General features: G+C 73.7%; 16 protein-coding genes and 1 pseudogene. 6 read left to right on the forward strand and 11 right to left on the reverse strand.

Annotation, left to right across the window (positions count from 1 at the left end; genetic code table 11):
• The first annotated feature begins 315 nt into the window (after nt 1–315).
• The gene (gene trpS / locus ACGFRB_RS16680; protein ID WP_393243680.1) at nt 316–1,404 is read left to right on the forward strand and encodes a tryptophan--tRNA ligase; all 1,089 of its coding nucleotides are present in this window, start codon (nt 316–318) and stop codon (nt 1,402–1,404) included.
• Here the strand turns inward: trpS and ACGFRB_RS16685 are convergent.
• Nucleotides 1,392–2,375 (reverse strand): annotated as a pseudogene (locus ACGFRB_RS16685) (GlxA family transcriptional regulator); the annotation flags it as partial. The gene trpS and the pseudogene ACGFRB_RS16685 sit on opposite strands and share 13 nt — an antisense overlap.
• 75 nt (nt 2,376–2,450) lie before the next feature.
• Between ACGFRB_RS16685 and ACGFRB_RS16690 the strand changes: the two are divergent.
• Nucleotides 2,451–3,041, forward strand: a complete 591-nt coding sequence (locus ACGFRB_RS16690) for a cysteine hydrolase family protein (protein WP_393243682.1) — start codon at nt 2,451–2,453, stop codon at nt 3,039–3,041.
• 49 nt (nt 3,042–3,090) lie between these two features.
• On the opposite strand, the gene proC is transcribed toward ACGFRB_RS16690, so the two are convergent.
• The 5 genes from proC to ACGFRB_RS16715 all read right to left on the reverse strand — a co-directional run bounded on the left by proC (nt 3,091) and on the right by ACGFRB_RS16715 (nt 6,854).
• Entirely contained in the window at nt 3,091–3,897 is an 807-nt protein-coding gene (proC, locus tag ACGFRB_RS16695; protein WP_363010920.1) for a pyrroline-5-carboxylate reductase, read from the reverse strand.
• A 161-nt stretch (nt 3,898–4,058) separates the two neighbouring features.
• Entirely contained in the window at nt 4,059–4,796 is a 738-nt protein-coding gene (locus ACGFRB_RS16700; protein WP_393243684.1) for an ABC transporter permease, read from the reverse strand.
• Nucleotides 4,793–5,671, reverse strand: a complete 879-nt coding sequence (locus tag ACGFRB_RS16705; RefSeq protein ID WP_393243686.1) for an ABC transporter ATP-binding protein — start codon at nt 5,669–5,671, stop codon at nt 4,793–4,795. Before ACGFRB_RS16705 ends, ACGFRB_RS16700 begins: the two co-directional genes overlap by 4 nt.
• Nucleotides 5,672–5,811: 140 nt before the next feature.
• Nucleotides 5,812–6,393, reverse strand: a complete 582-nt coding sequence (locus tag ACGFRB_RS16710; RefSeq protein ID WP_393243688.1) for a hypothetical protein — start codon at nt 6,391–6,393, stop codon at nt 5,812–5,814.
• An 89-nt stretch (nt 6,394–6,482) separates the two neighbouring features.
• Entirely contained in the window at nt 6,483–6,854 is a 372-nt protein-coding gene (locus ACGFRB_RS16715; protein ID WP_363010915.1) for a hypothetical protein, read from the reverse strand.
• Between the two features lie 141 nt (nt 6,855–6,995).
• Between ACGFRB_RS16715 and ACGFRB_RS16720 the strand changes: the two genes are divergently transcribed.
• Nucleotides 6,996–9,332: a PQQ-binding-like beta-propeller repeat protein gene (locus ACGFRB_RS16720; RefSeq protein WP_393243690.1), complete on the forward strand. Its 2,337-nt coding sequence runs from the start codon at nt 6,996–6,998 to the stop codon at nt 9,330–9,332.
• A 201-nt stretch (nt 9,333–9,533) separates the two neighbouring features.
• Here ACGFRB_RS16720 and ilvD read toward each other — a convergent pair whose 3' ends face one another.
• The 3 genes from ilvD to ACGFRB_RS16735 all read right to left on the reverse strand — a co-directional run bounded on the left by ilvD (nt 9,534) and on the right by ACGFRB_RS16735 (nt 13,537).
• On the reverse strand, nt 9,534–11,387 hold the full coding sequence (gene ilvD / locus ACGFRB_RS16725; RefSeq protein ID WP_393243692.1) for a dihydroxy-acid dehydratase: 1,854 nt from the start codon (nt 11,385–11,387) through the stop codon (nt 9,534–9,536).
• A gap of 197 nt (nt 11,388–11,584) precedes the next feature.
• Nucleotides 11,585–12,409, reverse strand: a complete 825-nt coding sequence (locus tag ACGFRB_RS16730) for a sugar phosphate isomerase/epimerase family protein (protein ID WP_393243694.1) — start codon at nt 12,407–12,409, stop codon at nt 11,585–11,587.
• Between the two features lie 201 nt (nt 12,410–12,610).
• Nucleotides 12,611–13,537, reverse strand: a complete 927-nt coding sequence (locus tag ACGFRB_RS16735; protein WP_361233651.1) for a Ppx/GppA phosphatase family protein — start codon at nt 13,535–13,537, stop codon at nt 12,611–12,613.
• 41 nt (nt 13,538–13,578) lie between these two features.
• Between ACGFRB_RS16735 and ACGFRB_RS16740 the strand changes: the two genes are divergently transcribed.
• A complete protein-coding gene (locus ACGFRB_RS16740; RefSeq protein ID WP_393243697.1) occupies nt 13,579–14,541 on the forward strand; it encodes a hypothetical protein in 963 nt (320 codons plus the stop codon).
• A 162-nt stretch (nt 14,542–14,703) separates the two neighbouring features.
• On the opposite strand, the gene ACGFRB_RS16745 is transcribed toward ACGFRB_RS16740, so the two are convergent.
• Nucleotides 14,704–16,584: a hypothetical protein gene (locus ACGFRB_RS16745; RefSeq protein ID WP_393244135.1), complete on the reverse strand. Its 1,881-nt coding sequence runs from the start codon at nt 16,582–16,584 to the stop codon at nt 14,704–14,706.
• Nucleotides 16,585–16,986: 402 nt separating this feature from the next.
• Between ACGFRB_RS16745 and radA the strand changes: the two genes are divergently transcribed.
• Together radA and disA are read left to right on the forward strand one after the other, a co-directional pair.
• Nucleotides 16,987–18,414, forward strand: coding sequence for a DNA repair protein RadA (gene radA, locus ACGFRB_RS16750; RefSeq protein ID WP_393243699.1), 1,428 nt, complete (start codon nt 16,987–16,989; stop codon nt 18,412–18,414).
• A 355-nt stretch (nt 18,415–18,769) separates the two neighbouring features.
• Nucleotides 18,770–19,828 carry a DNA integrity scanning diadenylate cyclase DisA gene (gene disA / locus ACGFRB_RS16755; RefSeq protein WP_363010943.1) on the forward strand — a complete coding sequence of 353 codons (1,059 nt, stop codon included), beginning with the start codon at nt 18,770–18,772 and terminating at the stop codon, nt 19,826–19,828.
• Between the two features lie 112 nt (nt 19,829–19,940).
• On the opposite strand, the gene ACGFRB_RS16760 is transcribed toward disA, so the two are convergent.
• Nucleotides 19,941–21,032: a hypothetical protein gene (locus tag ACGFRB_RS16760; RefSeq protein WP_393243701.1), complete on the reverse strand. Its 1,092-nt coding sequence runs from the start codon at nt 21,030–21,032 to the stop codon at nt 19,941–19,943.
• Nucleotides 21,033–21,117: the final 85 nt, after the last annotated feature.

Below are 21,117 nucleotides of genomic sequence, written 5' to 3' on the forward strand. Positions count from 1 at the left end.
CGACGAATCGACACCCTCAGGCGTAAGTGGTTCTTGCGGAATCGCTGTCCGGGGCCGGCCGGGGCCGGTGCTCACGTCGGACAACTCGGAGAACACTACGGTTCGGTCAAACGCGTGTCAACCCTGGCCCTGAGGGGTACGGTGTTGGTCATGACTACGCATGCGCACACCACCCAGTGGTGGGCCGCCTGACCGGCGGCCCGCACTCGCGCATGCAGACAACGGCCGCCGCCTCGGCGGCCGTTCGTGTTTCCCCCTCCGGGAGCCCAGGCCGTCGGGCCGGCGGCGCTCACAGGAGAGAGGGAGAACGGCACGATGAAGCGGATCTTCAGTGGGATCAAGCCGACGGGTCATCTGACGCTGGGGAACTACCTGGGCGCCGTGCGGCAGTGGGTCGAGGTGGACCAGCACCAGGCCGACGCGCTGTTCAGCGTGGTGGATCTGCACGCGCTGACCGTGGAGCACGATCCTGCGCGGGTACGGCGGCTGTCCCGGCAGGCCGCGACGCTGCTGCTCGCGGCCGGGCTCGACCCGGAGCGGTGCACGCTCTTCGTCCAGAGCCATGTGGACGAGCACGCGCGGCTGTCGTATCTGATGGAGTGCGTCGCCACGGACGGCGAGATGCGGCGCATGATCCAGTACAAGGAGAAAAGCCTGCGGGCGCGGGACGCCGGGGAGAGCGTGCGGCTGTCGCTGCTCACGTATCCGGCGCTGATGGCGGCGGACATCCTGGCGTACGGCACCGACGAGGTCCCCGTGGGCGAGGACCAGACCCAGCACGTGGAGCTGGCTCGGGATCTGGCCGTGCGGTTCAACCACCGGTACGGGCATGTCTTCACCGTGCCCAAGGCGACGAACCCCAAGGTGGCGGCGCGGGTCATGGATCTCCAGGATCCCGCCTCCAAGATGGGGAAGTCGCATGAGAACGGCTCCGGGATCGTCTATCTCCTCGACGACGCGGATACCGCACGGCGCAAGGTCATGCGGGCCGTCACGGACAGCGGGCAGGACGTCGTCTACGACCGGGAGACCAGTCCGGGGATCGCGAACCTGCTGGATCTCCTCGCGGCGTCGACCGGGGGCGACCCGGCGGAGCTGGCCGGCGCGTACACCTCGTACGGGGCCCTGAAGAAGGACACGGCGGAGGCGGTCGTCGAGCTGCTGCGGCCACTGCGGGAGCGGCACGCGGAGATCGCGGCGGATCCGGCGTACGTCGACGGGGTGCTGCGGCGGGGCGCAGAGCGGGCGCGGGGGATGGCGCGGCCGGTGGTGGACCGGGCCTACCGGGCGATCGGGCTGCTGCCCGCCGTACCGGAGTCGGCGGAGCCGGTGGAGCCCGCGGCGGTGCCGGGGCCGTCGGGGGCCGCTTCGGATTCGGTGGAGGTGGTCGCGCCCGCGGTGTGACGGAAGGCGGCGCGGTAGTCGCGCGGGCTGGTGGCGAGGTGTGCGGCGAAATGCTGGCGCATGGTGACCTCGCTGCCGAAGCCCGCGCGGCGGGCCACCTCGGGGAGCGGGTGGTCGGTGCGTTCGAGGAGCTTCTGGGCGGCGGCGACGCGCTGCGCGATGAGCCAGCGCAGCGGGGTGGTGCCGGTGGTGGCCTGGAAGTGGCGGGCGAAGGAGCGCGGGGACATGCCGGCGCGGGCGGCGAGGCTCCCGACGGTGTGGGGCGCGTCGAGATGGGCGAGGGCGTGGGCGCGTACGGCGGCGAGCGTGTCGGCGTCGCGGTCGGCGCGGGGGGTGGGGTGCTCGATGAACTGGGCCTGGGTCCCGCTGCGGAAGGGTGCGGTGACCATCGAGCGGGCGATCGTGGCGGCGGTTTCCGCGCCGTGGGCCGTACGGACCAGGTGGAGGCAGAGGTCGATGCCCGCGGCGGTGCCGGCCGAGGTCCACACGCCCGTGTCCTCGATGAAGAGCGCCTCGGGTTCGACGCGCGTGCCCGGGTGGCGTTCGGCGAGGGCGGGGGCCAGCCGCCAGTGGGTGACGGCGCGGCGGCCGTCGAGCAGACCGGCGCGGGCGAGGACGAAGGCCCCGGCGCAGAGGGCGGCGACGGGGACGCCCGCGGTGTGGGCGCGGCGCAGGGCGTCGAGCACGGGGGCGGGGAGGTCGGCGTCGGGGTCCTCGATGCCGGGGACGACGACCAGGTCGGCGGGGGTGAGCTCGTCGAGCCAGGTGAGCGGGCGGTCCGGGGTGAGGCTGAGGCCGCCGCGGAGCGGGACGGGTACGGACGGGTCGGCGGCGGTACGGCGGAGTTCGAACGGCGGGACGCCACGGTCGCGCCGGTCGGTGTCCCAGACCTCGGTGATGACGGAGACGTCGAAGACACGGATGCCGGGGAACGCGAGCAGGGCGATGCGCTGGGGTCGTCGGTCGCTCATGGCTGGCAGTAAACCATCGATCCATGGCATTCGCGCCACTGGGGTGGCGGCCGGCCCGGCGGCAGGATCGACGGCATGGAGATTCAGGAGAACGCGGCGCTGTTGCTCATCGACGTACAGAAGGGGTTCGAGGACGAGGAATTCTGGGGGCGGCGGGACAATCCGGCGGCCGAGGAGAACATCACCGCGCTGCTCGACCGGTGGCAGGAGACGGGACGGCCGGTCGTCTACATCCGGCACGACTCGGTTGTGGCCGGATCGCCGCTGCGGCCGGGGCAGCCGGGCAACGACTTCAAAGAGCTCATCGAGGAGCGGCGGGGGAAGGGCACCGGGCCCGAGCTGCTGGTGACGAAGACCGTGAACTCGGGCTTCTACGGGGAGCCGGATCTGGACACCTGGCTGCGCGGCGCGGGCATCGGGCAGCTCGTGCTCGCCGGGATCCAGACGAACATGTGCAACGAGACCACGGCCCGGATGGGCGGGAACCTGGGGTACGACGTGGTCTACGCGCTCGACGCGATGCACACCTTCGACCTGACCGGGCCGTTCGGATGGACGGCGACGGCGGAGGAGCTGACCCGGGCGACGGCGGTGTCGCTGCACGGCGGGCAGTTCGCCCGGGTCGTGACCACGGCGGAGGTGCTTGCCGGGGCCGCGGCGTCGTAACGCGGGCCCCGGGGGGGGTGGGCGTGGCGGTGGTGGTGGTTGCGGCTGCTCAGTTGCCGGAGGCGAGTTCGCGGCTGCGGTCGCGGGCCGCTTCGAGGGCGGCGATCAGGGCGGCCCGTACCCCGTGGTTCTCCAGCTCGCGGATGGCGGAGATGGTGGTGCCCGCCGGGGAGGTGACGGCCTCGCGGAGCTTGACGGGGTGTTCGCCGCTGTCGCGGAGCATGGTCGCGGCGCCGATCGCGGCCTGGACGATCAGGTCGTGGGCCTGGGCGCGGGGCAGGCCGAGGAGGATGCCCGCGTCGGTCATGGCTTCGACCAGGTAGTAGAAGTACGCCGGGCCGGAGCCGGACAGCGCGGTGGCGGCGTCCTGCTGGGACTCGGGGACGCGCAGGGTCTTGCCGACGCCGCCGAAGATCTCCTCGGTGTGCGCGAGGTGGGCGGGGGTCGCGTGGCTGCCCGCCGAGATCACGGACATGCCCTCGTCCACGAGGACGGGGGTGTTGGGCATGACGCGGACGACGGGGGTGCCGGCCGTGAGGCGTTCCTCGATGAAGGCGGTCGGGATGCCGGCGGCGGCGCTGACGACCAGGCGGTCGGCGGTGACGTGCGGGGCGAGTTCGTCCAGCAGGCGGCCCATGTCCTGGGGCTTCACCGCGAGGATGAGGATGTCGGCGCGCTTGGCGGCCTCGGCGTTGTCGACGGTCTCGACGCCGTAGCGGTCGTGGAGTTCCCGGGCGCGTTCGGCGCGGCGGGTCGTGACGAGGAGCTGGGCCGGGCGCCAGCCCGCGCGGAGCATGCCGCTGAGAAGGGCTTCACCGATCTTGCCGGTGCCGAGGACTGCGACGGTCTGGGTCATCGTTCTGTTCACCTCGTCGGGCGGGTCTCCACGTGCGGGGACATCCTCGCATCAGGGGGCCTGGCGTGGGGTTTTCGTCCGAGGGGCGGGCAGGACGGGGCGATGAGGGGAGGGCGGGGGTACGGATCGGGCGGTGCGGCGGTCGCGCGGCGGTGCGGGGGTCAGGCGGTGCGGCGGCGGAGGGTCGCGGCGCCCAGGGCGAGGACGAGCACCGCGCTGCCGGCCACGACGAGGACGTCGCGGACGAAATCGGCGGTGACGTGGGGGTGCTGGAGGACCTGGTTCATGCCGTCGACGGCGTACGACATGGGCAGCACGTTCGAGAGGGCTTCCAGCGCCGGGGCCATCTGGTCGCGCGGGGTGAACAGGCCGCACAGCAGCAGCTGGGGAAAGATCACGGCCGGCATGAACTGGACCGCCTGGAACTCGGAGGCGGCGAAGGCCGAGACGAAGAGCCCGAGGGCGGTGCCGAGGAGCGCGTCGAGCAGGGCGACGAGGAGCAGCAGCCAGGGCGAGCCGACCACGTCGAGGCCGAGGAACCACAGGGCGAGCCCGGTGGCGAGGGCGGACTGGACGATGGCGAGCAGGCCGAAGGCGAGGGCGTAGCCGGCGATGAGGTCGCCCTTGCCCAGGGGCATGGCGAGGAGGCGTTCGAGGGTGCCGGAGGTGCGTTCGCGCAGGGTGGCGATCGACGTCACCAGGAACATGGTGATCAGCGGGAAGATGCCGAGCAGGGACGCGCCGATGCCGTCGAAGACCTCGGGGCTGCTGTCGAAGACGTAGCGGAGCAGGACGAGCAGCACGCACGGGACGAGCAGCAGGAGCGCGAGGGTGCGCGGGTCGTGGCGGAGCTGGCGCAGCACGCGGGCGGCGGTGGCGAGGGTGCGGGCGCCGTTCATGGGCGGGGCTCCTGGTCGTGGGGGCCGGTGCCCGGGGCGGGGGGTGTGCCGGGATCCGTACGGGGGTCGGGGCCGGGGTCCGTACGGCGGTCGGACGCCGTGTCGACGAGGTGGAGGAAGGCGGCCTCGACGGTGCCGGCGGGGCTCAGGCGGCGCAGTGCCTCGGGCGTGTCGTCGGCGAGGAGTTCGCCCTCGCGCAGGAGGAGCAGCCGGTGGCAGCGCTCGGCCTCGTCCATGACGTGGGAGGAGACGAGCAGCGTGGTGCCCCGGTCGGCGGCGATGCGATGGAAGAGGTCCCACAGATCGCGGCGCAGGACGGGGTCGAGGCCGACGGTCGGTTCGTCCAGGACGAGGAGTTCGGGGGTGCCGAGGAGGGCGACGGCGAGCGAGACGCGGCTGCGCTGCCCGCCGGAGAGCCGGCCGGCCAGGACGTGCGCGTGGTCGCCGAGGTCGACGTCCTCGATCACCCGGTCGACGGCGGCGCGGCGCCCGGCCCGGTGGGCTCGGCCGGGGAGCAGGATCGCGGCGAAGGCGGCGAGGTTCTGATGGACGGTGAGATCGTCGTAGACGGACGGGGCCTGGGTGACGTACCCGATCCGGGCGCGCAGGGCGGCGGCGCCCGCGGGGTGGCCGAGCACGTCGAGGGTGCCGGTGACCTTGGCCTGGGTGCCGACGATCGCGCGCATGAGGGTGGTCTTGCCGCAGCCGGAGGGGCCGAGGAGACCGGTGACCCGGCCGCGGGGGACGGTGAAGTCGAGGCCGCGCAGGACCGGCCGGCCGCCTCGGAGGACGGTGAGGCCGCGCGCGACGAGGGCGGGGGCGGCGGGCGCGGGGACGGGGGCGGGGTCGTCCGCCGGGCGGGCACTGCGAACCATGCGGGCATCGTGCGGCCGGGGGTGGACGGGGTCAAGGACCGTTCGGCCCGCTGCCCGTCCTTTGTCCCTTGTGCCTGCGGGTTGTGGGCCGTGGGCTGTGGGCTGTCGGCTGTCGGCTATGGGCTGTCGGCGCTTCCGGCTTATCGCTTCTTTTTACGGGAGGACGGGTTGCCGGTGCGCTGCGCGCGGCGCTTGTCGTACTGGACGAGGGCCGTCTCGTACTCGGTGCGGCGCAGCCCCTCGCCGGGGGCCTCGACCAGGGCACGGCAGAAGTACGCGAGGAGCGAGCCGATGAAGCCGATCGTCTTCAGGCCGCGCAGCGCGTCCTCGCGGGCCGGGTCGGTGGGACGGCGGGTGAAGCCGTCCCACGTCTTGCGGAAGGCGATGACGCCGCAGATCGCGAACATGACGAGCACGAGGATGTCGACGAAGCCGCCGACCTCGGCGATCTGGAGTCCCTGGAAGCCGAACCACAGGGCGAAGGCGCCGGCCGCGGCGGCGAGCAGCGCGCCGACGGCGACGGCGGCGCGGCGCAGACCGTAGGCACCGTCGTGCGCGACCCAGGTCGTTCCGAAGAAACGGATCTCCTCGGGCTGGGGGCCGGGGCTCGTGCCGGGGGCTCCGGACTTGACGAGCTTGCCGGGCTTGGCGGGCTTGGCATCGTTGGCGTTGTTGCCGCTCTTGGCGGGCGTGCCCGTGCCGGGGCGGTCGTCGTCGCTCACAGGAACGATTATCCCGCGAGCGACGGCGACGGCGCGGAGGCCCGCGTCAGGAAGCGGGGCAGCCGTGGATCAGGGCGCGGAGCCGTGGATCAGGAGCAGGGCACGGCGACGAAGCCGTCGCTGCCGGTGTGGACGTACGTGTCGGAGACGAACTGGCCGTTGGCGATGTTGTCCCAGATGTTCGAGGTGCCGTACGGGCCGGTGACCGTTTCGCCGCGCTGCTGGCAGTTGATCGGCACGGAGGCGCCGAGCGGCAGGAGCTTCACGATCTCGTAGTTCGTGCCGGGGCCGGAGCGGACGTTGAGCTGGACGCCCGGCGCGACCGGGTAGCGCTTCGCGGTCAGGGTGGTGACGGCACCGTCGGTCGTGTCGGTGACCGTTTCGGCGGACGTCTCCGCGCCCGTCTCCGGCGTACCGGATCCAGCCACTCCGGACATCGTCGTCGCCTCGTCAGAACCCATGTGTTCCTCCCCCGTTGCTGGTGAATGTGTGGTGATGACCACCGACACGCCGCGCAGGCTAGCAAAGGCGCCGCCGGAATCGCACAGGTCATCGACTAGGCTCCGCTCGTCGCGCTTGCGGACGAACACGGGGGTGGGCGGATGCCGCCGCTGCGCAATGCCGGGCCGTTTCCGGAAGCGGAACGGCCGGATTACGCCGGTCAGTACAGACTCGGGCCAGTACTCGGTTCAGGCGGAATGGGTGTGGTCCGGCTGGCCATGTCCGATTCCGGGCTGCGCCTGGCCGTCAAGGTCGTCCACGCCGATCACGCCGCCGATCCGGAGTTCCGGGCGCGCTTCCGGCAGGAGGTGGCGGCCGCGCGGCGGGTGAGCGGGGCGTTCACCGCGCCGGTGGTCGACGCCGATCCGGACGCGGAGCGGCCGTGGATGGCCACCTTGTTCATCGACGGCCCCACCCTCTCCGACCGGGTGAAGCAGGGTGGCCCGCTCGGCCTCGACGAACTGCGCCGGCTCGCGTCCGGTCTCTCCGAGGCGCTGCGCGACATCCACCGCGCGGGAGTGGTGCACCGCGATCTGAAGCCCGGCAATGTGCTGCTCGCGCCGGACGGCCCCAAGGTCATCGACTTCGGTATCTCGCGGCCCGCCGACAGCATGCTGCACACCGAGACGGGGCGGCTGATCGGTACGCCGCCGTTCATGGCGCCGGAGCAGTTCCAGCGTCCGCGCGAGGTCGGCTCGGCGGCGGACGTGTTCGCCCTGGGCGCCGTGCTGGTGCACGCGGCGACCGGGCGGGGGCCGTTCGACTCCGACAGCCCGTACATCGTGGCGTACCAGGTCGTCCACGACGAGCCCGAGCTGTCCGGCGTACCGGACACCCTGGCTCCGCTGCTGCGCGGCTGTCTGGCGAAGGATCCGGCGCAGCGGCCCACCGCCGACGAGATCATGGCGCGGCTGCGGCACCCGGCGATGGGCGCGGGTGCGAGGCCGAAGGCCGGGACTGGGGCCGGGACTGGGCCTGGGCCTGGAGTCGGCGCGGGTGCGGGTGCCGGGGCCATCGGGCTCGTACCCGCCCAGCGGCGGCCGGTGGACGGCGAGACCGCGCCCGCCCTCGGCGCCGTGGCGGACGCCCCCACGCACCGCTCGGACCGGCGGGCCAGGAAGCGCGACGCGGAGCGCGCGGCCGGGCGGACCGCCGGAAGGAAGGATGGGGGTCGGCGGCGCGGGCTGCGGTGGACCGTCGCTCTCCCGCTCCTCGCGACCCTGGCCGTGGGAACACTGGTCGGGGTACGGGTCTGGGGCGGCGGCCCGGACACCATCGGTCCGACCGCGAACGAGCAGAACCGGACGTTCCGCCCCTGGGAGACCGCGCTCGCCGACGGCACCGGTGAGGGCCGGCCTCCGCTGTGCACGGCCGCCGGGTCGGACGTCTACTGCTCCGGCCCCAAGGCGCCGCTCGCCCGGCTCGACGCCGACAGCGGGAGGATCGTGTGGACCGCGCGCGCAGACGGCGGCGGGCAGACGCGGGAGAGCCGTGCTCCCGTGCTGTCGGGCGGTCTGGTGCTCGCGGCGGACGGTGCCGGGAGCCGGCTCGACGCGTACGCGCCGGAGGGCGGCGACGTGGTCTGGAGCACCCCGCTCGCGGGCGGTGACCAGGTCGTGCCCGCCGCCGGCACGGTGCTGCTCGTGAACCCGCGCGCCGGCCAGGTCCGCGCACTCGACGGCGCGACCGGGCGGGAGCTCTGGTCGAAGCGGATCGGGGGCGCCGGGACCCGGTGGGTCACCGCGCCGGATTCCGGAGCCAAGGCCGGGGCAGGAACCGGGGCCGGGGCCGGGACCGCGTACACCGCCACCCCCGCGCCCGACGGGCACTCGACCGTGGTCGGCGCGGTCCGCGCCGCGGACGGCACGGTCCTGTGGACCCGGCAGGTGCCGGGTCTCCTCGAACCCGTGGGGGCGACCGGGAGCGCGCTGCTCCTGCTCTCCGACGATCTCGACGGTTACACCGACGCCGTGGTGCGGGTGGATCTCGCCGACCGGGCGGATGTCCGGCGGGTACCGCTCGCCGCTCCCATGGACCAGGCTCAGGCGGCCGTCGCGGGCGATGTGGTCCACATCGTCGGGGTCGGTGGCACGCTCGTCGCGGTCGACACGGCCCGCTCAGATGGGACGGACAGTACGCATGGGCCGGACGAGGCGGACGAGGCCCAGCTGTGGCGGCTGGAGACCGAGGTGGCGCGGTCGTCACGGCCGGTCGTCGCGGACGGCCGGGTGCTGCTGACGACCGGGGACGGGCGGCTGCTCGCCGTGGACGCGGCGCGCGGCGCACTGCTGGGCCAGACCCGGCCCCGTACCTCGGGCGGCCGCTATCCCTTCACCGCCAGCCTGCCCGCGCCGGTCGTCCTCGGCCCGCGGGCGATCGCCGGGGTCCCGGACGGTTCGGTGTTCGCCGTGGACGCGAAGGACCCCGGGGCCTGGTGACCGATCCGGGCCGGTGACGCGCGCGGCCCGGCGGTGACACACGCGTACGCGCGCGTGGCGCGGCGTACGCCCCTTGACGCGTAGAGACACGTACGCGCGCGGGGCGTGGGCGGCTCGGTGCCGCTCACGCCCCGCGCGCGTGGACGCTGTGTTTTACGGCCGTAAGACCAGGGGCGGCCTTGTCCCGCCGCACGCCCGCCGTCAGGCCAGCTTGCTCACGTCGCGGACCGCGCCCTTGTCGGCGCTGGTCGCCATCGCCGCGTAGGCCCGCAGCGCCGCCGAGACCTTGCGCTCGCGGTTCTTCGGCGCGTAGACGCCACCGAGCGCGGCGCGGCGGGCGTCCAGGGTCGCGTCGTCGACCAGCAGCTCGATCGAGCGGCTCGGGATGTCGATCCGGATCCGGTCGCCGTCCTCGACGAGCGCGATGGTGCCGCCCGAGGCCGCCTCCGGGGAGGCGTGGCCGATGGAGAGGCCCGAGGTGCCGCCGGAGAACCGGCCGTCGGTGACCAGGGCGCAGGTCTTGCCGAGGCCTCGGCCCTTGAGGAAGGAGGTCGGGTAGAGCATCTCCTGCATGCCGGGACCGCCGCGCGGGCCCTCGTAGCGGATGACGACCACGTCGCCGTCCTTGACCCGCTTGTTCAGGATCTTCTCGACGGCCTCGTCCTGCGACTCGCAGACGACCGCCGGGCCCTCGAAGGTCCAGATCGACTCATCGACGCCGGCGGTCTTCACCACGCAGCCGTCGACGGCGAGGTTGCCGCGCAGCACGGCGAGTCCGCCGTCCTTGGAGTAGGCGTGGGCGGCGTCGCGGATGCAGCCGTTCTCGGCGTCGGTGTCGAGGGTGTCCCAGCGCTCGGACTGGGAGAAGGCGGTGGCGGAGCGGACGCAGCCGGGCGCCGCGTGCCACAGCTCGACGGCCTCCTCGGCCGGGGAGCCGCCGCGCACGTCCCAGTTCTTCAGCCACTCCGCGAGGGAGGGGCTGTGCACGGCGTGGACGTCCTCGTTCAGCAGCCCCGCGCGGTGCAGCTCGCCGAGGATGGCGGGGATGCCGCCGGCGCGGTGCACGTCCTCCATGTAGTACGTGCCGCGCGGCGCGACGTTCGGCGCGACCTTGGCCAGGCAGGGCACCCTGCGCGAGACGGCGTCCATGTCGCTCAGGCCGTAGTCGAGACCGGCCTCCTGGGCGGCGGCGAGCAGGTGCAGGATCGTGTTGGTGGAGCCGCCCATGGCGATGTCGAGCGCCATGGCGTTGTCGAAGGCCGCATGGGTGGCGATGGAGCGCGGCAGGACGGACGCGTCGTCCTCGTCGTAGTAGCGGCGGGTGATGTCGACGACCGTGCGGGCGGCGTTCTCGTACAGCGCGCGGCGGGCGGTGTGGGTGGCGAGGACGGAGCCGTTGCCGGGCAGGGCGAGGCCGATGGCCTCGGCCAGGCAGTTCATCGAGTTGGCGGTGAACATGCCGGAGCAGGAGCCGCAGGTCGGGCAGGCGTTCTCCTCGATGCGGCGGATGTCCTCGTCGGAGACCTTGTCGTTGACGGCCTCGGAGATCGCGTCGACCAGGTCGAGGGTGCGGACCGAGCCGTCGACGAGCGTGGCGCGGCCGGACTCCATCGGGCCGCCGGAGACGAAGACGGTGGGGATGTTCAGGCGCAGGGCCGCCATGAGCATGCCCGGGGTGATCTTGTCGCAGTTGGAGATACAGATCAGGGCGTCGGCGCAGTGCGCCTCGACCATGTACTCCACGCTGTCGGCGATCAGGTCGCGGGAGGGCAGCGAGTAGAGCATGCCGCCGTGGCCCATGGCGATGCCGTCGTCGACGGCGATCGTGTTGAACTCGCGGGCGATGCCGCCGGCCGCGGTGATGGCCTCGGAGACGATCCGGCCGACGGGCTGGAGGTGGGTGTGGCCGGGGACGAACTCGGTGAAGGAGTTGGCCACGGCGATCACCGGCTTCCGGCCGATGTCCTCGCCCGGTACACCGGAGGCGCGCATCAGGGCGCGGGCGCCCGCCATGTTGCGGCCGTGGGTGACAGTGCGGGACCTCAGCTCGGGCATCGTCGCTCGCCTCTCGTGACGGGTGTGCTTGTCTTCGAGCCTACGCCCTGGCTCCACGATTTGGACATGCTGTCCGCATCGCGGACAGGGGAGGGGAGAAGGAGGGTGGTGGGGGGCGCGGCAGAGCGGTGGGGCCGCTGCCGGTTCCGCTGCCCCTTCCGATGGGGCCGCGCTCAGATGCTCAGGCACGCGGGCGCTCAGGCACGCGGGCCCGGGGCCGCCGAGGCCAGGTGGCGGCGGGTGAAGGCCAGCGCCTCGGCCAGGTCGGCCTCGCGTTCGGCCGACGACATGGCCCGGCGGGTATTGACCTCGATCACGACGTGCCCGTCGTAGCCGCGCCGGGCCAGCCCTTCGAGCAGTTCGGCGCACGGCTGGGTGCCCCGGCCCGGCACCAGGTGCTCGTCCTTCGCCGAGCCGCGCCCGTCGGCGAGATGGACGTGGCCGAGCCGGTCGCCCATGCGGTCGACCATGGCGAGGGTGTCGGTACGGGCGGTCGCCGTGTGCGAGAGGTCCACGGTGAAGTGCCGGTAGTCGTCCTTGGTGACGTCCCACTCGGGGGCGTAGGCGAGCATCTCTCGGTCCTTGTACCGCCACGGGTACATGTTCTCGACAGCGAACCGGACGTCCGTCTCGTCCGCCATCCGCCAGATGCCGGACACGAAGTCGCGCGCGTACTGCCGCTGCCAGCGGAACGGCGGGTGTACGACCACCGTCGACGCGCCCAGTTTCTCGGCCGCCGCCCGGGCGCGCTGGAGCTTGACCCACGGGTCGGTGGACCAGACGCGCTGGGTGATCAGCAGACAGGGCGCGTGTACGGCGAGGATCGGAACCCGGTGGTAGTCAGAGAGCCGGCGCAGAGCCTCGATGTCCTGGCTGACCGGGTCGGTCCACACCATGACCTCGACCCCGTCGTAGCCGAGGCGCGCGGCGACCTCGAAGGCGGTCGCCGTCGACTCCGGGTAGACGGAGGCCGTCGACAGCGCGACCTTCGCTTCCGGGATCCGCACGACTCGTTCTGCCACGCAGACAGGGTACGGGGCGGGCCCGGGGGCGGGGAGGTGGTTCCGGTCACCCCGCCGGGCCCGGCCTCCTCCCCCGTCTCCCGCCCACTCTCCCGCACCTCGGGTGCGGCGGCGGGGAGGTCGGCAGCGGCCCGGCAGGCCCGGTACGGACCCCCGGCGGGCCCCGGCGGGCGGCCGGCCCCCAGCGGGCAGCGAGCGGCTTTACGGCAAGTGGTCCAGGCGGCGCAGGATCACGCCCTCGCGCAGCGCCCACGGGCAGATCTCCAGGGACTCCACCCCGAACAGATCCATCGCCCCCTCCGCGACCAGCGCGCCCGCGAGCAGCTGGGCCGCGCGCCCCGCCGAGACGCCGGGCAGCGTGGAGCGCTCGGACGCCGACATCGTGGCCAGCTTCGGCACCCACTCGGCGAGCGAGGCGCGGGTCAGGTTCCGCTGGACGTACAGCCCGAAGCCCGAGCCGGGGGCGCCCGCGATCCGTGCCAGCTGCTTGAAGGTCTTGGACGTGGCCACGACGTGGTCGGGCGTCCCGAAGCGGCTGAATTCGCCGACCGTACGGGCGATCTGCGCGCGGACGTGCCGGCGCAGCGCCTTCACGTCACCCGGGTCCGCCGGATCGCCGCGCAGCCAGCCCGCCGTGAGCCGGCCCGCGCCGAGCGGCAGGGACACGGCGGCGTCCGGCTCCTCGTCGATGCCGAAGCCGACCTCCAGCGAACCGCCGCCGATGTCGAGCAGGAACAGCTTGCCCGCGGACCAGCCGAACCAGCGGCGGGCGGCCAGGAAGGTCAGCCGGGCCTCCTCCTCGCCGCTCAGCACCTGGAGCGCGATGCCCGTCTCCGCGTACACCCGGGACAGCACGTCGTCGGCGTTGCTCGCCTCGCGCACCGCCGAGGTCGCGAACGGCAGCACCTCCTCGCAGCCCTTGTCCTCGGCGGCGGTGAGCGCGTCGCGGACGGTGGCTATCAGCCGCTCGACCCCCGCCTCGGCGATGGCACCCCGCTCGTCGAGCAGCTCGGCGAGCCGCAGCTCCGCCTTGTGCGAGTGCGCGGGCAGCGGGCGGGCGCCGGGGTGGGCGTCCACCACCAGCAGATGCACCGTGTTCGAACCGACGTCGAGGACTCCGAGTCTCATGGACGAAACGCTACTGCGCCCGCCCGCATACGCTTGGAGTCGTGCCAAAGACGAAAAAGGCGAAGCCGGGCAAAGCCATCGGCAAGGACGGCGCCGACGTGACCGCCGCCACCCCCGCGGAGACGGACGCCGCGCGGCAGGCGAAGGCTGCCCGCGTCGCCCACGCCGCGAAGTCGGTCAAGTCGGTCAAGGTCGGAAAGAAGACCAAGGACAAGGGGAAGGGGAAGGGAACGGGGAAGGACACCGCCCCGGAACCGGACGAGAAGGGCCTGGACTTCCCGCGCGCCTGGGTCGAATTCGCCGACCCGGACGACGAGGAACAGGTCTTCCGCTGCGACCTGACCTGGCTCACCTCCCGTTGGACCTGCGTCTTCGGCAACGGCTGCCAGGGCATCAAGGAAGGCCGCCCCGACGACGGCTGCTGCACGCTCGGCGCGCATTTCTCCGACGAGGAGGACGAGCAGCGGGTCGCCGGGCACGTGGCGCGTCTCACGCCCGACGTGTGGCAGTTCCACGACGTCGGCGCCGAGAGCGGCTGGACGCAGACCGACGAGGACGGCGACCGGCAGACCCGCCGCTGGAAGGGCTCCTGCATCTTCCAGAACCGCCCCGGCTTCGCGGGCGGCGCCGGCTGCGCGCTGCACATCCTGGCCGTACGGGAGGGTGTCGAGCCGCTGGAGACCAAGCCGGACGTGTGCTGGCAGCTGCCGGTACGACGGACGTACGACTGGGTCGAGCGGCCCGACGACTCCAAGGTCCTCCAGGTGTCGATCGGCGAGTACGACCGGCGCGGCTGGGGCCCGGGCGGCCACGACCTGCACTGGTACTGCACGACGGCGACGTCCGCGCACGTGGGCGAGCGGCCGGTGTACGTCTCGTACCGGCCGGAGCTCGTCGAGATGATGGGGCAGGCGGCCTACGACGTCCTGGTCGGAATGTGCGAGGCGCGGCTGGCCTCGCAGCTGCCGATGGTGGCCCCGCACCCGGCGGACCCGGCTCCCTGACCTGACCTGACCTGAACCGAACCGGCCTGATCCGACCAGGGCACGGCCCCGGTACGCCGGCCTGACCGCCCGACCCGGCTTCGCGGACTTCCGCGAGGCCGGGTCGTCGCGTTTTCACGGTTCTTACGGGGTCTTACGGGGTCTTACGGGCTGCCCGGGGCCCTAACGGCGGCGCCGGGCGGCCGCCGCCTGGCCCGGGTCCGGGTCCGTGTCCGGGGGCTCGGCCGTCGGGGGCGGCCCCGTGGGCGTGGGCGGCGGGCCCGGTTCGGTCGTGGCGGGGTCGGTGGGCGGCTGCGTGGCCGGGGGCCGGGTGGGCTCGTCCGTGGGCGGCGGGCCGGTCGGCGGGGCGCTGGTGGGCGGCGGGGTCGTCGGCCCGCCGGTCGGGCGCGGCGGGGCGGGGCGGGTCGTCTCGGGCGCCGGGCGCGTGCCGTACCCGTCGATCCGTACCACCGCGCCCGCCGGCTGGACGCCGACCCGGGCGCTCCAGGAGCCGCCGGGCTGGCGGTGGCGGTCGACCGAGATGCGGACGGTGACCGACTCGCCGGGGCCGAGGCTGCCGGAGGCCCGGCTCACGTACAGCCAGGGCGCGTCGGACCACAGCGCCCAGGTGCCGGGGCGGCCGCCCCGGTTGGTGAGCGTCAGCAGGGTCGTCGTGCCGCTGCCGCGTGCGGTGGCCGCGATCCGGGCGGGCGTGGTGGCGCCGGGTGCCACCGGCCCGGCGGCGGGCGTGCCGGGGCTGATCACCTCGACCGACACGTCCGGGGAACGGCTGCCCTGGGTGTAGTGGGGGGCGGGGGTGGCGCGGGCGCTGCCGGTGTTCTCGTACCGCGCGGTGGGCAGTCCGTCGTTGCCGATCCCCGGCCCGTCCGCCGCCTCGCGCGCGCTGATCCGGGTGCCGTCGGCGCCCTCCCCCGCGCCCGGCACACCCCGGTACGAGGTCCACAGCGCGAGCACCGGGGCTGCGACGACCGCGGCGACCAGGGTGGTGGTGAGGACGCGGGTACGCGCGCGTGCGCGGCGCGCCGCGAGGTCCTTCGGGTCCATCGGGAAGCCGGTCGCCGCGAAGCGCGGGGCGCCGGACCGGGGGCGCGGGGCCCGTGCCGCGCCGTACGCGGCGGCGCGGGGGGCGGGCACGACGGGCAGCGCGCGGCCGGCGGCGGGCGTGCCGCCGGACAGCGCGGCCCCCTCGGATGCCGCGGCTGTCTCGGCTGCCTCGGCTGCCTCGGGCGAGGTGAGGGCCGCCGAGGTGAGGGCGCCCGGCCAGGGGCCGCGCGCGCCGGCGCGTTCGGCGGCGCGGCGGCAGCGCGGGCAGTCGTCGACGTGCCGGACCAGTTCGGTGCGCAAGGTGGCCGAGAGCAGGACCCGGGGGTCGCCGGTGAGCCGTTCGACGGTCGGACAGCCGCCCGTCTCGACGACGGCCAGCGCGGCCCGGGTCCGCTCCACCTCGCACGCGGCCGAGGACAGCAGCTCGCGGGTCCGCACCACGTCGAGCGACAGAACGGCCGCGATCTCGCGGTGGCCGAGCCCGTGCCGTACCGCCAGCTCCAGGGCCTCGCGCTGCTCGGGCGTGGTCCCAGCCGCCTCGGGCCAGGCGAGCGCGGCGAGTTCGGCCCGGCGACGGGCTGCCTCGGCGGTCCCGGTGGTCTCGGTGACCCCGACGGTCCCGGTGGGGCCGGTGGGGCCGGTGGGGCCGGCGCCAGGGGGCACGGCGGGGGCCGGGGCGGGGGCAGGCCCCGGCCCGGGGCCGGGCACGGGATCCAGCGCCGGGGGCAGGGTGGCGACGCGGCCGGTGTGCGCGCCGCGCCGCCCGCGGCGCTGCTCGCCGAGGGCACGCAGACAGGCCCAGCGCGCCAGCGCGTACAGCCACGCGCGCCGGCCGGACTCGTCGGCGGGGCAGCGGCCCTGGTGGCGCTCGGCGAGGGCGAGGACGTCCCCGAGAACGGTGGCGGCCGCGTCGTGGTCGCACAGCACGGAGAGGCAGTAGGTGAACAGACCGTCGAGGTACGTGTCGTACCGCTCGGGCCGTTCGTCCTTCTCGTGCATCTCGTGCTTCTCGTGCTTCTCGGCCTTCTCGTGCCGCCCGGATCGCTCGGGCTGTCCGGATCGCTCGTTCCGCTCGTTCCGCACGGGCCGCCGCCAGGGCGGACGGGTGCCGCCGTCGCCGCCGGTCCCGCCGGCGTCGCCTCGCGTGGGGTGGTCCAGGCTGCTGCTCGTCACCCGGCGACCGTAGGGGCGAGGGAAGGAGCCATTCGCTCGGCTTGCACGCTTTTAATCCATACGGGTGAACCGATCACCTGATGGGGGACAACCGGCCCGGTCGGGGCGGTGCGGAGGGCGGAGGGCAGGGCGGGGGCAAGGGCCGGGAGAGGCAGGGACGGGCCGGGACGGGCCGGGGAGGGGGCCGGAACGGGGCCGTTGTCAGACCCGGGCTATACGGTGGCGCCCATGGCTGCTCGTACCAAAACCGCCAAGGACCGGCCGTCCTACCGCTGCACCGAGTGCGGCTGGCAGACCGCCAAGTGGCTCGGCCGCTGCCCCGAATGCCAGGCCTGGGGGACGGTCGAGGAATACGGCACGCCCGCCGTACGGACCACGGCCGCGGGCCGGGTGTCGACGGCCGCGCTGCCGATCGGCCAGGTCGACGGGCGGCAGGCGACGGCCCGCGGTACCGGCGTCGACGAACTGGACCGGGTCCTGGGCGGCGGTCTGGTGCCCGGCGCGGTCGTCCTGATCGCGGGCGAGCCGGGCGTCGGCAAGTCGACGCTGCTTCTCGACGTCGCCGCGAAGGCCGCGAGCGAGCAGCACCGCACGCTCTATGTGACGGGCGAGGAGTCCGCGAGCCAGGTGCGACTGCGCGCCGACCGGATCCACGCCCTGAGCGATCACCTGTACCTGGCGGCGGAGACGGATCTGTCGGCGGTCCTCGCCCACCTCGACGACGTGAAGCCCTCGCTGCTGGTCCTCGACTCGGTGCAGACCGTGGCCTCCCCGGAGATCGACGGCGCGCCGGGCGGCATGGCGCAGGTCCGCGAGGTCGCCGGGGCGCTGATCCGGGCGTCGAAGGAGCGGGGCATGTCCACGCTGCTCGTCGGCCATGTCACCAAGGACGGCGCGATCGCCGGTCCCCGGCTCCTGGAACACCTGGTCGACGTGGTGCTGCACTTCGAGGGCGACCGGCACGCCCGGCTCCGGCTGGTGCGCGGGGTGAAGAACCGGTACGGGGCGACGGACGAGGTCGGCTGTTTCGAGCTGCACGACGAGGGCATCACCGGGCTCGCGGACCCGTCCGGGCTGTTCCTGACGCGCCGTGACACGGCGGTGCCCGGCACCTGTCTGACGGTCACGCTGGAGGGCCGCAGGCCGCTGGTGGCCGAGGTGCAGGCGCTCACGGTGGACTCGCAGATCCCGTCGCCGCGCCGGACGACGTCCGGTCTGGAGACCTCCCGCGTGTCGATGATGCTCGCGGTCCTGGAGCAGCGGGGCCGGATCAGCGCGCTCGGCAAGCGCGACATCTACAGCGCGACGGTGGGCGGCGTGAAGCTGTCCGAGCCGGCCGCCGACCTGGCCATCGCGCTCGCCCTGGCCTCGGCCGCGAGCGACACCCCGCTGCCGAAGAACCTGGTGGCCATCGGCGAGGTGGGCCTCGCGGGCGAGGTCCGGCGGGTGACGGGCGTCCAGCGCCGGCTCGCGGAGGCCCACCGGCTCGGGTTCACGCACGCGTTGGTCCCGACGGATCCGGGCAAGGTGCCGCCCGGCATGAAGGTCGTCGAGGTCGCGGACATGGGCGAGGCGCTGCGGGCGCTGCCGCGCGGCGGCGGCCGCCGGGCCCGTGGCACCGACGTGACGGAGACGGCGGAATCCGCGAAGCGGTAGGGGCGGGGAACGAGGGGAAGCCCACGAGGGCCCGGGGAACGCCGGACAGCCCCTGAGGCCCGGCGAGGGGGAGCCCGGCCCCGGGAGGGGTAGCGAAGGCCACGCCGGGGTACCGGAGACCGGGCGGGGCCGAAAACGCGGCCGGAGCCGTACGGGAACGGTCCCGAACGGACCGGAAGCGGGCAGGACCGGTCCCGTGTGGGCAGCGAAGGCGGCGTGACGGGCGCCGCCGGAGGGCGGGGGCTCCCGGCGCGCGGCGGAGGCCGACGGGGTGGTGTCGCTAGACTTTGCCCTGGTCTCGCCCATCCGTACGAGCCGGAGGAGTTCAGTGGCAGCCAAGGACAACGAGGCACTGATGCGTGCGTCGCTCAGCGCCGTCGCCCCCGGCACCGCCCTGCGCGACGGGCTCGAACGCATTCTGCGCGGCAACACGGGCGGTCTGATCGTCCTCGGCATGGACAAGACCGTCGAGTCGATGTGCACCGGCGGATTCGTCATCGACGTCGAGTTCGCGGCGACGCGGCTGCGCGAGCTGTGCAAGCTCGACGGGGCGATCGTCCTCGACAAGGACATCAGCAAGATCCTGCGGGCCGGTGTGCAGCTGGTCCCGGACGCGTCGATCCCGACCGAGGAGACCGGCACCCGGCACCGTACGGCGGACCGGGTCTCCAAGCAGTGCGGATTCCCCGTCGTCTCCGTCTCGCAGTCGATGCGGCTGATCGCCCTGTACGTGAACGGCGAGCGCCGGGTCCTGGAGGAGTCGGGCGCGATCCTGTCCCGCGCGAACCAGGCCCTCGCGACGCTGGAGCGGTACAAGCTGCGCCTCGACGAGGTCGCGGGCACGCTGTCCGCCCTGGAGATCGAGGACCTGGTGACCGTCCGGGATGTGACGGCCGTGTGCCAGCGTCTGGAGATGGTGCGCCGGATCGCCACCGAGATCGCCGAGTACGTGGTGGAGCTGGGCACCGACGGACGGCTTCTGTCGCTCCAGCTCGACGAGTTGATCGCGGGTGTGGAGCCGGAGCGCGAGCTCGTCGTCCGCGACTACGTGCCCGAGCCGTCGGCGAAGCGTTCCCGCACGGTCGCCGAGGCGCTGACCGAGCTGGACGCGCTGACCCACGCCGAACTGCTCGAACTGCCGAACGTGGCCCGGGCCCTGGGCTACAGCGGTTCGCCCGAGACGCTGGACTCGGCGGTCTACCCGCGCGGTTACCGGCTCCTCGCCAAGGTGCCGCGGCTGCCGGGCGCCATCATCGAGCGGCTCGTGGAGCACTTCGGCGGGCTACAGAAGCTGCTCGCGGCGAGCGTGGACGACCTCCAGACCGTGGACGGCGTCGGCGAGGCCCGGGCGCGCAGTGTGCGCGAGGGGCTGTCGCGGCTGGCGGAGTCGTCGATCCTGGAGCGGTACGTCTAGTCGTACATCCGCGCACGCGAGCACACGAGCACACGAGCAACACACGCATATGCCAGAAGGGGCGGTCGGGACGTCGAACGTCCTGACCGCCCCTTCTGGCATATGCGCCGCTCTACCGGCCGGCCGCCGGCAGGCGCAGGTCCGTGCAACCGTGCCGCTCGGCCGACCGCTTCGCGAACTCCCGGAACGCGGGCAGCCCGAAGGTCTCCTCGCCCTTCTCTCCGGGACGCCACACGGTGGCCGCCTTCGGCGGGATGAAGCCGGTGAACAGGGTGCGCCCGGCACCGCCCCCCGGGCAGCGGGCGCTCGCCCACAGCGAGTGGTCCGTGGCGCCCGCGAGACCGCCGCCGTTCGCGACGGAACCCTTCCGCCGGTCCCAGGCCGCGTACGCCCCGAAACGGGCGGAGAAGGTGTACCGATCGTCGAAATAGGCCGAGGCGCCGACCTCGCAGGTGTCGAACAGCGTGTTCGCGTCGGCCAGGGTCTCCCGCACGGTGTCCAGGCGCTTGTCGCGGGCGAAGGGCAGCCCGGCGCAGGCGCCGTCCGCGTACACGATCGTCTTGTCGCCGGCTAGCTCGGGCAGCTTCTTCAGCGGCTTGCCCGCCTCGGTCTCACAGCCCCAGCGCGCCGCCGCCTTGGCGGCGGTCGCCGTGGCGAACCGGGCCCAGTACAGATCCCCGTCGAGCCAGGCGCTCCCCGTCTCCCGCCGGGCTTCCTTCCGGTCGGAGTCGGAGGTGCGGTTGTACGCCTCGACGACCACCGAGACGGAGTCCGCACCGCCCCGGCAGCCGAGCAGGACGCGGACCATGTCGCCGTCGGCGGCACCATGCCAGCCGCCGGGCAGCGGAACCGGAAACTGTTCATAGCCCAAGGGCGGCAGGAGCTCGCGCAGCTGTCCCTCGTCGGCCGGGTCGGCAAAGAGGTGAGCCACCGTCACCGTCAGGCGGCGGTCGGCCAGACGGCAGGAATGCGCGTCGGGCCCGAGAGCGCGGTCCCCGGGCAGCTCCAAGCCGGGCCACAGCCCCTCGAACAGGGGGCTCTCCTCGTAGGCCAGCAGACCCCCGCAGTAGGTCTTCATGGCGTTCTCGAAGCGCCAACGCTCCCCGGTGTCGCTCTCCCGCCACCACACCCAGGCCGCCACCAGCGCGAGGGCCATGGCTCCCGCGATCCAGGCCGTCCACCGGAAGGCTCTCGTACGTATCATCTCGGTCCCTCGGTCCCCTTCGCCGGCTGCCGGCTCGTACGGCACGCAGAGGTGACGGTACGGGGGCGGTACGGGGGCGGTACGG

It is taken from the genome of Streptomyces sp. NPDC048718 (assembly GCF_043198875.1).
Classification (GTDB): Bacteria; Actinomycetota; Actinomycetes; order Streptomycetales; family Streptomycetaceae; genus Streptomyces.